This is a genomic window from Psychroserpens luteolus, from assembly GCF_021032705.1.
GTDB classification, from domain to species: domain Bacteria; phylum Bacteroidota; class Bacteroidia; order Flavobacteriales; family Flavobacteriaceae; genus Psychroserpens; species Psychroserpens luteolus.
Window position 1 is genome coordinate 248,116 of the sequence record NZ_JAHVXI010000002.1, and the last position, 12,987, is coordinate 261,102.

General features: G+C 32.4%; 16 protein-coding genes. 7 read left to right on the top strand and 9 right to left on the bottom strand.

Annotated features, from left to right (window positions below):
• Positions 1–58: 58 nt before the first annotated feature.
• The 7 genes from KWG70_RS06760 to KWG70_RS06790 all read right to left on the bottom strand — a co-directional run bounded on the left by KWG70_RS06760 (position 59) and on the right by KWG70_RS06790 (position 6,542).
• Positions 59–463, bottom strand: coding sequence for a nuclear transport factor 2 family protein (locus KWG70_RS06760; RefSeq protein ID WP_230935237.1), 405 nt, complete (start codon positions 461–463; stop codon positions 59–61).
• Positions 464–1,399 (bottom strand): UDP-3-O-(3-hydroxymyristoyl)glucosamine N-acyltransferase, encoded by a 936-nt coding sequence (locus tag KWG70_RS06765; RefSeq protein ID WP_230935238.1) that lies wholly within the window; start codon positions 1,397–1,399, stop codon positions 464–466. It abuts the gene before it with no gap.
• 3 nt (positions 1,400–1,402) lie between these two features.
• The gene (efp, locus tag KWG70_RS06770) at positions 1,403–1,969 is read right to left on the bottom strand and encodes an elongation factor P (RefSeq protein WP_230935239.1); all 567 of its coding nucleotides are present in this window, start codon (positions 1,967–1,969) and stop codon (positions 1,403–1,405) included.
• Positions 1,970–1,992: 23 nt separating this feature from the next.
• Positions 1,993–2,778 carry an acyl-ACP--UDP-N-acetylglucosamine O-acyltransferase gene (lpxA, locus tag KWG70_RS06775; RefSeq protein WP_230935240.1) on the bottom strand — a complete coding sequence of 262 codons (786 nt, stop codon included), beginning with the start codon at positions 2,776–2,778 and terminating at the stop codon, positions 1,993–1,995.
• A 90-nt stretch (positions 2,779–2,868) separates the two neighbouring features.
• Positions 2,869–4,275 (bottom strand): bifunctional UDP-3-O-[3-hydroxymyristoyl] N-acetylglucosamine deacetylase/3-hydroxyacyl-ACP dehydratase, encoded by a 1,407-nt coding sequence (locus KWG70_RS06780; protein ID WP_230935241.1) that lies wholly within the window; start codon positions 4,273–4,275, stop codon positions 2,869–2,871.
• Positions 4,262–5,290: a UDP-3-O-(3-hydroxymyristoyl)glucosamine N-acyltransferase gene (gene lpxD / locus KWG70_RS06785; protein WP_230935242.1), complete on the bottom strand. Its 1,029-nt coding sequence runs from the start codon at positions 5,288–5,290 to the stop codon at positions 4,262–4,264. Before lpxD ends, KWG70_RS06780 begins: the two co-directional genes overlap by 14 nt.
• 31 nt (positions 5,291–5,321) lie before the next feature.
• Positions 5,322–6,542 (bottom strand): HD domain-containing protein, encoded by a 1,221-nt coding sequence (locus tag KWG70_RS06790; RefSeq protein WP_230935243.1) that lies wholly within the window; start codon positions 6,540–6,542, stop codon positions 5,322–5,324.
• A 36-nt stretch (positions 6,543–6,578) separates the two neighbouring features.
• On the opposite strand from KWG70_RS06790, the gene porX reads away from it, so the two are divergent.
• The 5 genes from porX (at position 6,579) to KWG70_RS06815 (ending at position 10,058) form a co-directional block, all read left to right on the top strand.
• A complete protein-coding gene (gene porX / locus KWG70_RS06795) occupies positions 6,579–8,132 on the top strand; it encodes a T9SS response regulator signal transducer PorX (RefSeq protein ID WP_230935244.1) in 1,554 nt (517 codons plus the stop codon).
• A gap of 150 nt (positions 8,133–8,282) precedes the next feature.
• Positions 8,283–8,747: a tRNA (adenosine(37)-N6)-threonylcarbamoyltransferase complex ATPase subunit type 1 TsaE gene (tsaE, locus tag KWG70_RS06800; protein WP_230935245.1), complete on the top strand. Its 465-nt coding sequence runs from the start codon at positions 8,283–8,285 to the stop codon at positions 8,745–8,747.
• 158 nt (positions 8,748–8,905) lie between these two features.
• Entirely contained in the window at positions 8,906–9,049 is a 144-nt protein-coding gene (locus tag KWG70_RS06805; RefSeq protein WP_230935246.1) for a hypothetical protein, read from the top strand.
• Complete coding sequence (locus KWG70_RS06810) at positions 8,991–9,542, top strand: hypothetical protein (protein WP_230935247.1); 552 nt, start codon at positions 8,991–8,993, stop codon at positions 9,540–9,542. Before KWG70_RS06805 ends, KWG70_RS06810 begins: the two co-directional genes overlap by 59 nt.
• Before the next feature lie 180 nt (positions 9,543–9,722).
• Positions 9,723–10,058, top strand: a complete 336-nt coding sequence (locus KWG70_RS06815; protein WP_317206753.1) for a hypothetical protein — start codon at positions 9,723–9,725, stop codon at positions 10,056–10,058.
• On the opposite strand, the gene KWG70_RS06820 is transcribed toward KWG70_RS06815, so the two are convergent.
• Both KWG70_RS06820 and KWG70_RS06825 read right to left on the bottom strand, forming a co-directional pair.
• Entirely contained in the window at positions 10,055–10,636 is a 582-nt protein-coding gene (locus tag KWG70_RS06820) for a hypothetical protein (RefSeq protein ID WP_230935249.1), read from the bottom strand. The two genes, KWG70_RS06815 and KWG70_RS06820, sit on opposite strands and share 4 nt — an antisense overlap.
• A gap of 41 nt (positions 10,637–10,677) precedes the next feature.
• A complete protein-coding gene (locus KWG70_RS06825) occupies positions 10,678–11,262 on the bottom strand; it encodes a hypothetical protein (RefSeq protein WP_230935250.1) in 585 nt (194 codons plus the stop codon).
• A gap of 91 nt (positions 11,263–11,353) precedes the next feature.
• On the opposite strand from KWG70_RS06825, the gene KWG70_RS06830 reads away from it, so the two are divergent.
• A complete protein-coding gene (locus tag KWG70_RS06830) occupies positions 11,354–12,553 on the top strand; it encodes an alanine dehydrogenase (protein ID WP_230935251.1) in 1,200 nt (399 codons plus the stop codon).
• Positions 12,554–12,574: 21 nt separating this feature from the next.
• A complete protein-coding gene (locus tag KWG70_RS06835) occupies positions 12,575–12,949 on the top strand; it encodes a hypothetical protein (RefSeq protein WP_230935252.1) in 375 nt (124 codons plus the stop codon).
• Positions 12,950–12,987 lie beyond the last annotated feature (38 nt).

Here is a 12,987-nt window from a genome sequence, read left to right on the forward strand (position 1 = left end):
TTAAAAAGAAAAATTCGCAGTGCAAAAATAAGTTTTTGCTTATGATTATTAAACCTTTTTAAACTTTTATTTCAGCATATGAATTTAAGCTTTCAGAACTATCATCTGCTAACTGACTTATCTCATACCCTTTATAAAGTTTACCATCTTTTACTTCCCATATAGAAATAAAATGTGCTAGAGCATCTTCTTTTTCTGGTCTTTCAATTGATGTGACATAAATAGTATATCGAGCAGTAATCATATTTTGATCTTCAAGCAGATGACTCACTCTATAATTGAATGATAAAAACGCTTTTCTTAAACCGTCTAACATGTTTTTAATTCCGTCGTAATCCAATGATGTAAATCCGTTACTACTATTCCAAAGTAATTTGCAGTCTTTATGAACTAAATCTATAGCATTTTCAGCTTTAGCTAAATCTAAATCGTAAAATGATTTGACGATTTCTTTTGCAGTCATTTATATGTTTTTTAGTTTTTCTAAAATTTCTGGAATCTTTCTGATGGCAGCAATTTCCTTATACTTACTTCTAAAGTCATCGGCAGGTACACCAAAATAACTTTTATGTCCTTCTAATGATTTACTGACACCTGCTTTTGCTGAGATAACTGCCTTTGTTCCTATGGTAATTCCACTGGTAATACCAACTTGTCCCCAAATAGTCACTTCATCTTCAATGATCACACAACCAGCGATACCAACTTGAGATGCAATAAGACATTTTTTACCAATAACAGTATCATGCCCAACCTGAATTTGATTATCCAATTTTGAACCTTCACCTATGGTTGTATCTGCAGTTACACCTTTATCTATTGTACACAATGCACCTATATCGACATTATCTTCAACAACAACTCTACCACCAGAACGCAACTGATCAAAGCCTTCAGGACGATTTTTATAATAGAATGCACTTGCGCCAAGTACAGCTCCAGCATGAATTGTGACATTATTTCCTATGACTGTATCATCGTAGATACTCACATTAGAATGAATGGTACAGTTATTACCAATAGTTACATTATGACCAATAAAGCAATTGGGTTGAATCACTGTATTCTCTCCAATTTTAGCTGTTTCAGAAATTAAAACATGAGCCGATTTGAATGGTTTGAAATGTGATGTCAAGGCATTAAAATCTCTAAACGGGTCGTCACTAATGAGCAGTGCTTTACCTTCAGGACATTCTACCTTTTTATTAATTAGAACAACTGTCGCTGCAGACTCTAGTGCTTTGTCGTAATATTTTGGATGATCTACAAAAACAATATCACCAGGTTCAACCACATGTATTTCGTTCATTCCCAAAACTGGAAAATCATCTGCGCCAACATATTCTGAATTGATAAGATTGGCAATCTCTTTAAGTGTATACGGTTTAGGAAATTTCATTCGTTATTCCTTGATACGTTCTTTATAAGTCCCTTTTTCAGTTTCAACTTTAATTTTATCACCTTCATTGATAAATAAAGGCACATTAACTATGGCTCCTGTTTCTACTGTTGCTGGTTTTGTTGCGTTTGTTGCTGTATTTCCTTTAACACCAGGCTCTGTATGAGTCACCTCTAAAATCACACTTGCTGGCATATCAACAGAGAGCGGCAAATTGTCTTCAGTATTAATTAACACCGTTACAACTTCACCTTCTTTCATTAGATCTGGTCTATCCAGTGCAGCTTCTAGCAAACGTATTTGCGTATAATCTGATTCATTCATAAAATGATAAAACTCACCATCATTGTAGAGGTACTGAAATTTATGTGTTTCTACACGTACATCATCAATTTTATGTCCTGCTGAAAACGTGTTATCTATCACTTTTCCTGTAGTCACACTTTTTAGCTTTGTTCTAACAAATGCAGGTCCTTTTCCAGGTTTCACATGTAAGAACTCTATAATTTTGAAGATATCGTGATTATATCTAATGCATAATCCGTTTCGTATATCTGATGTACTTGCCATAATTTATGTTGTATAATTTTATATTAATTTGATTTGAAATACCCTTTCATAATTCCGCGATGTGAATTCTTAATAAACTGTAGAATTTCATCTCTTTCGGGTGTTGCTTGCATTTCGGCCTCAATTAAGTCTGATGCCTGCGAGTTGTTATAATTTTTTTGATAAAGAATACGATAAATATCTTGAATTTCTCTAATTTTTTCAGTTGAAAAACCACGTCTACGCAAACCTACAGAGTTAATACCTACATAAGATAAAGGTTCACGTGCAGCTTTTACAAATGGTGGTACATCTTTTCTAACTAAAGAACCTCCAGTTACAAAAGCGTGATTTCCTATAGAACAAAATTGATGTACAGCTGTCATTCCAGCAAGTACGACATAGTCACCAACAGTAATATGACCAGCTAATGTGCTATTGTTTGAAAAGATACAATTATTACCAACTACACAATCATGTGCTACGTGGCAATAGGCCATAATCAAACAGTTATTACCAATAACAGTTTTCATTCTATCTGTAGTTCCTCTGTTAATTGTAACACACTCTCTTATAGTAACATTATCACCTATTATTGTAAGTGTATCTTCATCGTTATATTTTAGATCTTGAGGCACTGCTGAAATCACAGAACCAGGAAAAATATTACAGTTCTTTCCAATACGAGCACCTTCCATAATGGTCACATTACTTCCAATCCAAGTTCCTTCACCAATAGTAACGTTACTATAAATGGTTGTAAAAGGTTCGATAACTACATTCTTGGCAATTTTTGCTCCAGGGTGTACGTATGCTAAAGGTTGGTTCATTTTTGTAATTTTAATTTTTTATAGGTAAAAATGTGTTCGCCTATCAGATTATCCGAACAATGTAGTGCATTTATATTGGCTCGGTTCATTTTATTTTACTTTTGAAATTTGCGCCATTAATTCTGCTTCTGCACAGAGTTTACCATTGGCATAGGCATATCCTTGCATATGACATATACCACGACGTATAGGTGTGATTAGGTCACATTTAAAAATTAAAGTATCTCCAGGAACTACTTTTTGTTTAAATTTTACTTTATCTATTTTCATAAAGAATGTTAGATAATTTTCAGGGTCAGGAACAGTACTCAGCACTAAAATTCCTCCTGTTTGAGCCATAGCTTCAACAATCAAAACACCAGGCATTACTGGAGCTCCAGGAAAATGACCTTTAAAGAATTCTTCGTTCATGGTTACATTTTTCATACCAATCACATGAGAATCTGACAATTCAAAAACCTTATCTAATAATAAAAATGGTTGTCTGTGAGGTAGCATGTCCATAATTTGAATCACATCCATTAATGGCTCTTGATTCAAATCTATTTGCGGCACATTATTACGACGTTCATTCTTTATTATTTTAGATAATTTCTTTGCGAACTGGGTATTGATAAAATGACCAGGCTTATTAGCGATAACTTTTCCTCTTATTCTTGTTCCTACAAGCGCTAAATCGCCTACAACATCAAGAAGTTTATGTCTAGCTGCCTCATTAGGATGATGAAGTGTAAGATTATCTAATATCCCATTAGGTTTGATGGATAACGAATCTTTATTAAACGCAACTTTTAGTTTTTCGGTGGTTTCTGCAGATAATTCTTTATCTACATACACAATCGCATTATTGAGATCGCCTCCTTTTATAAGTCCGTGCTCTAACAACATTTCCAATTCATGTAAGAAGCTAAACGTTCTCGAATCTGAGATGTCTTCTTTAAAATCTGAAATATGATTAAGCGTGGCATTTTGAGTTCCTAGAACTTTAGTACCAAAGTCAACCATGGTTGTCACTTGATATTCTTTAGCTGGCATAACAATGACTTCACTTCCAGATTCTTCATCTGAATATGATATAACGTCTGACACTACGTACTCTTCTCTAAAATCATCTTGTTCTGTAATGCCTGCTTTTTCTAGTGCTTCAACAAAAAATTTGGATGAGCCATCCATAATAGGAGGTTCAGATGCGTCGAGTTCAATAATTGCATTGTCAATATCTAAACCTACCAATGCAGCTAGCACATGCTCTGAAGTTTGGATAGTCACACCATTTTTTTCTAAGCAAGTTCCTCGTTGTGTATTTGTTACATAATTAGCATCTGCTTCAATAACTGGAGCACCTTCAAGGTCTACTCTTTTAAATGAAAATCCGTTATTTACAGGTGCTGGAGAAAAGGTTAGTGTTACATCTTTTCCAGTATGTAAGCCAACTCCTTTAAGAGACACCTCTTTCTCTATAGTTCTTTGCTTAACGTCTGTTTTAATAATTGCCATCTACTTTTTTTTCTATTTCATTTATAGTTTTAACGATCTTAGGTAAATTTTTGAAGTACACATAAGACTTATTCCAATCACCATAATTGAATGATGGAGATCCTTGAAGGACTTCATTGTCTTTTACGTGTCTTCCTATTCCCGATTGTGCTTGAACTCTTACATTGTTACCTATAGTTATATGACCTGCAATACCTACTTGGCCACCAATTTGACAATTTTCTCCAATCTTAGATGAACCTGCAATACCTGTTTGAGCTGCTATTACGGTATTTCTTCCTATTTCTACATTATGAGCAATTTGGATTTGGTTGTCCAACTTTACACCTCTTCGAATTATTGTAGAACCAAGAGTTGCTCTATCTATAGTGGTGGCAGCTCCAACATCAACATGATCTTCGATAATAACATTTCCTGTTTGTGGTACTTTGCTGTATTCACCATTTTCATCTGGAACAAAACCAAAACCATCTGCGCCAATAATAACGCCTGCATTAATCACACAATGATTACCGATTACAGATTCTGAATAGATTTTAGCTCCAGAAAACACAATTGTATTGTCTCCAATAGTAACATTATCTCCTATATAAGTATTTGGAAAAATTTTTACATTTTTTCCAATACTAACATTATCGCCTATGTAAGTGAATGCTCCTACATATATATCTTCACCTAATGTTGCAGATTCAGATATAAATGATGGCTGTTCAATTCCATGCTTATTGAGTTTTACCTGATTATAGTATTCTAAAAGTTTTGAAAAAGATTTATAGGCATCTTCAACCTTTATAAGTGTTGTCGTAATATCATTTTCTGGCTCAAACGTTTTATTTACAATAGTAATTGACGCTTTAGTAGAGTATATATACGATTTATACTTAGGGTTTGCCAAAAAGGTCAAAGAGCCTTCTGTGCCTTCTTCAATTTTTGAAAGTTTAGAAACTTCTACCTCAGGATCTCCTACGATATCACCTTCTAAAATTCCAGCTATTTGTTGTGCTGTAAAGTTCATTCTCGCAAAAATATGAAAAATGTCTCAAAGTTTATTTAGGATAACAGATATAATATTTAGTAACTGGTTTTGATAAAGCTTTAATGCTAAATTGATCTGAAGCTTTTGTGATATCTACAACTTTACCTGTCTTTTGCAAAATCTTTATGTTTTGGTTTTCTGACTGATATGCTTGGTTAGATATTTCATCAATAAAAACAAAGTATTTAGCATCATCCCTAGATATATTATACTTTTCAATTAAATCATCAATATGCATGTTTAGTGTAGATGGTTTAATAGGCTTGTTCTTTAATTTAATCTTTAGCAAGTCTCTATTAATAATCATATCACAGAGGTTTTTTAAGATAAAATCATCATGATACTGCCATTGTTTCATTGCCCAAACGATATCTGAATCATCTAAACGAGAGAATGTTTCCAATGTATCATCAGTAAAGTTTTCAGCTGTTATTTCATTATTAAGAAAATAAGACAAAGCTTCACTCGACTTAAGTTGCACTCCAGAATTGCTAAGTTCTTTCGCCCGTTTTAAAACACGTACCAACAATTGTTCGGCTACCAAACCAGTTTTATGGAGATATACTTGCCAATACATAAAACGTCTAGCAACCAAAAATTTCTCAACGCTATAGATTCCTTTTTCTTCAACAACAAGTCTATCATCAACAACATTAAGCATCGTGATAAGGCGTTCGCTATTAATATTCCCTTCTGCAACTCCAGTATAAAAACTATCCCGTTTTAAATAATCTGCCCTATCCATATCAAACTGGCTAGAAATCAATTCACATAAAAATGGACGATGATGCTTTCCTTCAAATATTTTAATCGCCAGCGTTAAACTTCCGTTAAATTCTTCATTGAGTTTACGCATGAAATGCTTCGAAATATCTTCATGTGAAATCCCATTTACGATACTATGCTCCATTGCATGCGAGAATGGTCCATGACCAATATCGTGCAATAGAATAGCTATATAAAGTGCTTTTTCTTCTTCTTCGGAAATCACAACTCCCTTAAAACGAAGCACATTAACCGCTTTTTGCATTAAATGCATACAGCCCATAGCATGATGAAAACGAGTATGGTGAGCTCCTGGATATACCAAATATGATAAACCCATTTGAGAAATTCGTCTGAGCCTCTGAAAATATTTATGTTCAATTAAATCGAAAATATCCGAGTTCGGAATAGTAATAAATCCGTAAATTGGGTCGTTAAAGATTTTGAGTTTGTTGTTTGTCTTCAAACTGTGGACTTTTACATTAATATTAAACAAATATACATGAACACTATAAATATTCTTTGGGTTGATGACGAAATTGATCTTTTAAAACCTCATATCATCTTTTTAGAACAAAAACAATACAAAGTTACGACCTGTCAAAGTGGTACCGAAGCAATCGAGATTATTGATGATACTAACTTTGATATTGTCTTTCTAGATGAAAACATGCCTGGCTTAACAGGTCTTGAAACACTAAATGAGATTAAAGAAAGGCGTGCCAACCTTCCTGTGGTAATGATTACTAAAAGTGAGGAAGAATATATTATGGAAGAGGCTATTGGAAATAAAATTGCCGATTATCTAATTAAGCCAGTTAATCCGAATCAAATCTTATTGAGTTTAAAAAAGAATCTAGACCACTCAAGACTTGTTTCGGAAAAAACGACATCTAACTATCAGCAAGAGTTTAGAAAGATTGCTATGGATTTATCTATGGTAAATACTTTTGAAGAATGGAGTGATCTCTATCAAAAACTAATATACTGGGAATTACAACTGGAAGACATTGAAGATGTAGGAATGACAGAAATACTAGAATCTCAAAAAAATGAGGCCAATGTACAGTTTGGAAAGTTCATTGATAAAAATTATCCAACTTGGTTTGATCATAAAGCTGATGCTCCTACATTATCACATAACCTCTTTAAAGATAAAGTTGTTCCTGAATTAAGCAAGAACCAACCAACGCTTTTAATTGTTATAGATAATTTGCGTTATGACCAATGGAAAGCCTTTGAACCTATAGTAAATAATTACTATAAAAAAGATTCTGAAGTCCCTTTTTATAGTATACTGCCAACGGCTACACAATATGCAAGAAATGCGATTTTTTCAGGTTTAATGCCTGCTGACATGGAAAAACTACATCCGAATTTATGGAAAAATGACATTGATGAAGGTGGAAAAAACATGCATGAAGCCGAATTCCTCGAAGGACAATTAAAACGTTTAGGCTTGCAACATCTCAAAACTGAATATCATAAAATTACCAATCTCAAATCGGGTAAAAAGCTTGTTGAGAATTTCAAAACTTTAAAGGATAATGATTTATCGGTTATAGTATACAACTTTGTAGACATGCTATCACATTCTAAAACAGAGATGGATGTGGTAAAAGAATTAGCTTCAAATGATAAAGCTTACCGCTCCCTTACTGTGAGTTGGTTTAAAAATTCCCCTTTATTAGAAATGATACAGCAAGCTCAAAATTTGGGATTCAAGCTTATTTTAACTACAGATCATGGTACCATAAATGTGAAGAACCCTTCAAAGGTAATTGGCGATCGAGATACGAGTTTGAACTTGCGTTATAAAACTGGGCGTAGTTTAACTTATGAAGACAGAGAAGTCTTGGTTGCAAAAGACCCAAAAGCTATTCATTTACCAGCTATTACTATGAGTAGTTCATTTATTTTTGCTAAAAGTGATTACTTTTTAGCTTACCCAAATAACTATAATCACTATGTAAGTTATTATAGAAACACGTACCAGCATGGTGGTGTTTCCTTGGAAGAAATGATAATCCCGTTTGTGGTAATGAATCCAAAATAGGCGTAAGTTTTTTGAAGTCATTTATATGTTAATAAATCTATGTATTGCATAAAAATCCGATGAAATACACTTTTTTCTAGTTTTTTTCATTAATATTTCTTATTATTGCTCATCAAATTAGGCTGAATACTTTTTTGACACCCTATTATCATGTCAAAACTATTGGAAATAACATATCATATTGAAGACATTAACGCTGTGTCACAGCAAATTTTAGAGCAATGTAGTTCTAAGACTATTCTGTTCTATGGTGATATGGGTGTTGGTAAAACAACACTTATAAAAGCATTAGTAAAAGCCATAGGTAGTGAAGATGAAGTAAGCAGTCCAACATTTTCGATTGTTAATGAATATGTAGCTAAAGGTTGTTCTATTTATCATTTTGATTTGTACAGAATTAATGATGAAGAAGAGGCCTTAAATTTTGGTTTTGAAGATTATTTATATACCCAAAATTGGGTGCTAATTGAATGGCCAGATAACGCTAAAAATTTGTTGCCTGAAGATGTAAATTGCATAGAAATTACACATAAAAATAAGATCTCAAGATCCCTCAAATTGAGCCAAAACACAACTTTAACCCAGAAAAACGCTATGGAGCAGTACAAAATTTAGAAAATAAATTGACAACCTAACACCACGTTATTGTTAGAGATTACGGAAAAACCGTAACTATAGGTGATTATTAGAGCTGTTTTTAACAGTCGGTTTAACTATTCAAAATGTAAGTGCTGCTTATATTTGAGTAATTAATTAATTTAATCCCTTATATTATGAAGACTAAAAAGTACGTACTAGCAATCGCAATTTTCGGTGGAATGTTGTTCACAGCTCAAGCAACTGATTTAATCAACTTAGATGGACAAGTTAAAACCGAAATGGAAAAGAAAAAGCGAAAACTCGTTAAAAACGGATAGAAGTATATCTAGGAGTGCTGTTACTGGAACAATTATTGGTACCTTAATCGCGTCTACTCCTATATTATTTTCTTTACACGAAAGTGTTCCAGATGAAAAAATCTGGAGCACTTTTTTGTTTACATATGATAGTAGTCTTTGGGAGAGTGCTCAGTATGCCATGTGGGTGTTTACTGGAAAATTCATTCCGCTAATGTTGTTGTTTATTTGGTTCTTCACAAATAGAAATTGGTGGTATCATGCTTTACTTGTTCCTATAGCCATGTATATTTTTCAAATTATTGTGACTCTAAGTGCAGATGTTAAATATTTTGATGAATTCCAAATTGTATATATGCTTCCAATAATGGCTATTGTAATTCCTTCAATTTATCTGATTAGGGCAAAAATGTTCAATAAAATTAATGATGCAGGCAAGACCATGCAAGAACTAGAAGAAGAGTTTATGATAAAACCTAAGGGACTTTGGGGAAAAGTCAAACAATATTTTTAATTTCCGTTTTATAAAAAATTGAAAGGCATAATTGATTAATTATGCCTTTTGTTTATAACTAAATATAGAAAAAAATCTATAACTAAAACATTTTAATTAAAAAAAAATTACATTTGTGTTTATAATATCAATAGCACTCCAAACCCCTTTATAATTATGAGTAAAACGATACACCGCATCATGAAAGTAATCTCTGCCTTAAACATGAGCGCCAGACAATTTGATATTTCGATTGGTACAGCTAACGGTTATATATTACGCATGGAAAAAAATAATGCCTCGGTTGGCAGCGATGTCATTGAGCGTATTGTCAAGGAATATCCTCAGGTCAACCTTATTTGGCTGATTACAGGTAAGGGTGATATGTTTATTGAGGAGCAACCCAAGCCCAAAGTGCGCAGCAAAAAAGAAATTGAAGCTTACATAGATACAAAACTTAAAGCCCAATGGTCTGATGAAAAGAAAGCACTCTTAGATGAAATATTATTGGAAATTGAAAACGCAAAAAATAATTAAAGAGTCAATTTATCTCTTAATTCTATAAGTTTTATAAGATATTCTTTATTATTCATCATCTCTTTTTGCTTTACTATTAACGACAAATCTTTCTTGACGGCTTTAAAACTTTCCGAGTTGAATGATGATATTTTATTCAATTCAGTATTAATCTCTTCATTAATCTTTATTTTAAATGTTTCTTTTTTTATATAGAAACCAGTCCATCTCGAAAAAATAAACAAAATAAGTATGTAAGGAAACGATAAAAATAAGCTTTCAAAAAAATTTATTTTATAATCATATCCCCATTTCAGGTTTGCTATTTGAACATAAACTTTATAAACCTCAATTATAATAGGCAAAACAATAAAAAAACGCCATTCGTAGGGATTAGTAACAAACCAAATAGATAAAATTGAAAGTGTAAAGACTTTAATATAAAATATCCAAATACAATAATCAACATCTATTATAACTTCAGAATCTAATGACAAAAATTCTGAAGACCAAATATTATAATCTAATGGAATTAACTTATATGTAAAAAACAAAAATGGCAAAATTATAATAGTAAAAAGTACTATTATATCTCTCAAATATAATTTGTTTGTTGATATGCTTTTCAAAATTATACTAATTAAATTTCATAAAACTCATCTCTTAACTTAATAAGGTTTTTTAAATACTCTATTGATTCTTCTTCTGAAAAATTTTCACTTTTTAGTTCAATGAATTTTTTATGCAAACTGTCTAACTCTTGTTTTTTACCACTATTTATACTAAAAAACGTTTCATTAATCTCCTTATCAATTTCAGATCTAACCTGCTTAGCTAAGTTATATTGATTTATTTTATGAGAAATAAAAATCATTATAAGAATAATTGGAAGAGTAATAGGTAAAGTTATAAAGTATTCAAAATCATCTACATTACTTTGATTTGAATTAAATGTACTAAACAGCTTCATTAGCTCGATTGCAATAACTACTAATATTGAATATCTCCACCAGTTTTTTGATGTAAAATACCATATCAAACAATACGCTATAATTAAAATCTTCATTTTAGAATAATGAAATATTCCTTCTATACTATAAAAATCTAACTCTTCGATATCATCCAAATCAAAAATATAGGAATCCAAATAATACCCAAAAGTAATGCCTAAAATGAGTACTACAATTAGGACTTCTTTTATTTTTATATTTTTAAAACGATACATTATATAGAAAATTATCTATAACGAATATAAAACTAATTTTGTAAAAAATCGATTTTTATTTGTAATTTGAATTTCCAACTTAATAAACACAATGAGCAAATCATTATCTCCTTTTACAAAGGCCCAATTATTACCTCAGGAAGAAACCCTTGAAGTCTTCAAAAAGAAAGGCGATCTATTTATAGGCATCCCAAAAGAAACTCATTTTCAAGAAAAACGCGTGTGTTTAACACCAGATGCAGTCTCTGCTCTGGTATCTAATGGTCATCGTGTTATGATCGAATCTGGTGCTGGTGAAGGCGCCAATTTTAAAGACAAAACCTATAGCGATGCTGGTGCCGAAGTCACCAATGACACCGCAAAGGTATTCTCCTGCCCTATTTTATTAAAAGTTGAACCACCTTCTCTGGATGAAATAAAACTAATAAATCCGCAGACCATTTTAATCTCGGCATTACAACTAAAAACGCAAAACAAAAAATATTTTGAAGCACTAGCTTCCAAGCGAATTACAGCTTTAGCCTTTGAATTTATAAAAGATGATGATGGCGCTTATCCTGCTGTTCGCTCACTTAGTGAAATTGCTGGAACAGCCTCCATTTTAATAGCTTCTGAGCTATTATCTAATGTGAATGGTGGAAACGGACTCATGTTTGGAAACATTAGTGGCGTCCCTCCTACTGAAGTGCTTATTATTGGTGCAGGTACTGTTGGTGAGTTTGCAGCAAGATCTGCTATTGGACTCGGCGCCAATGTAAAAATATTTGATAATTCAATAACAAAATTGCGTTGTGTACAATCAAATTTAGGTCGCACCATCTATACCTCAACAATGCAACCCAAGAATCTAGTTAAAGCCCTAAAGCGATGTGATGTGGCTATTGGTGCCATTAGAGGAAAAAACAGATCTCCTATTATTGTTACTGAAGCTATGGTGAATACTATGAAAGCTGGTGCCGTTGTTATTGATGTAAGTATTGATATGGGTGGATGTTTTGAGACCAGCGAAGTCACGAACCACGACAAACCAACATTTGTGCATAATGGTGTTATACATTATTGTGTGCCAAACATTCCTGCAAGATATTCACGATCAGCCTCAGTATCAATTAGTAACATCTTTACACCTTACCTTTTAAAGATTGCAGAAGATGGTGGAATTGAAAATGCTATCCGTTTTGACCGTGGATTAAAAAATGGGTTGTATTTTTACCACGGAATTTTAACCAATAAATCAGTTGCAGATTGGTTTGACCTTGACTGTAGCGATGTAAACTTGTTAATTTTCTAAAAACAATTCAGTTAGTTACTTATGAAATTAATTCATCGAATAGGCTACTATTTGGGAGGTTTCTCAATTGGTCTTATTTTATTAGCTTTCTTTTTAAGTGGAAAGAAAACATCTTGTGCTTATGGTCCTAATGCAAGAACCATAAAGAATATTAGTGAGAAAAAGTACCGACTCTACTCAGAAACTACTAAAAGCGCCATGAAAAATTATGATCTTGACTCACTCGATATTTCTAATTTGATAAAAACTGGAGATGTCAATTTTTCTGAAAGCGATACCAAAGCAAAAGGTTGTAAAACCTATCTTATCGAAAACGAATTAGAAGATAAAACTGTAGAGTTAACGATTAAAAATTGTGACTCATCTGCAACCATCCAATCGTTAATAATCAAATAAAAAACCATTGCCAGTAAATACTAACAATGGTTATATTA

Bases quoted from the DNA above. Each gene is read 5' to 3' on its own strand.
- KWG70_RS06780 (WP_230935241.1), bottom strand. From the start codon at position 4,275: ATGGCAATTATTAAAACAGACGTTAAGCAAAGAACTATAGAGAAAGAG.
- KWG70_RS06760 (WP_230935237.1), bottom strand. From the start codon at position 463: ATGACTGCAAAAGAAATCGTCAAATCATTTTACGATTTAGATTTAGCT.
- KWG70_RS06815 (WP_317206753.1), top strand. From the start codon at position 9,723: ATGAAAGTAATCTCTGCCTTAAACATGAGCGCCAGACAATTTGATATT.
- KWG70_RS06810 (WP_230935247.1), top strand. From the start codon at position 8,991: ATGGACAAGTTAAAACCGAAATGGAAAAGAAAAAGCGAAAACTCGTTA.
- lpxA (WP_230935240.1), bottom strand. From the start codon at position 2,778: ATGAACCAACCTTTAGCATACGTACACCCTGGAGCAAAAATTGCCAAG.
- KWG70_RS06825 (WP_230935250.1), bottom strand. From the start codon at position 11,262: ATGTATCGTTTTAAAAATATAAAAATAAAAGAAGTCCTAATTGTAGTA.
- KWG70_RS06805 (WP_230935246.1), top strand. From the start codon at position 8,906: ATGAAGACTAAAAAGTACGTACTAGCAATCGCAATTTTCGGTGGAATG.
- KWG70_RS06765 (WP_230935238.1), bottom strand. From the start codon at position 1,399: ATGAAATTTCCTAAACCGTATACACTTAAAGAGATTGCCAATCTTATC.
- efp (WP_230935239.1), bottom strand. From the start codon at position 1,969: ATGGCAAGTACATCAGATATACGAAACGGATTATGCATTAGATATAAT.
- porX (WP_230935244.1), top strand. From the start codon at position 6,579: ATGAACACTATAAATATTCTTTGGGTTGATGACGAAATTGATCTTTTA.
- KWG70_RS06830 (WP_230935251.1), top strand. From the start codon at position 11,354: ATGAGCAAATCATTATCTCCTTTTACAAAGGCCCAATTATTACCTCAG.
- KWG70_RS06835 (WP_230935252.1), top strand. From the start codon at position 12,575: ATGAAATTAATTCATCGAATAGGCTACTATTTGGGAGGTTTCTCAATT.
- tsaE (WP_230935245.1), top strand. From the start codon at position 8,283: ATGTCAAAACTATTGGAAATAACATATCATATTGAAGACATTAACGCT.
- lpxD (WP_230935242.1), bottom strand. From the start codon at position 5,290: ATGAACTTTACAGCACAACAAATAGCTGGAATTTTAGAAGGTGATATC.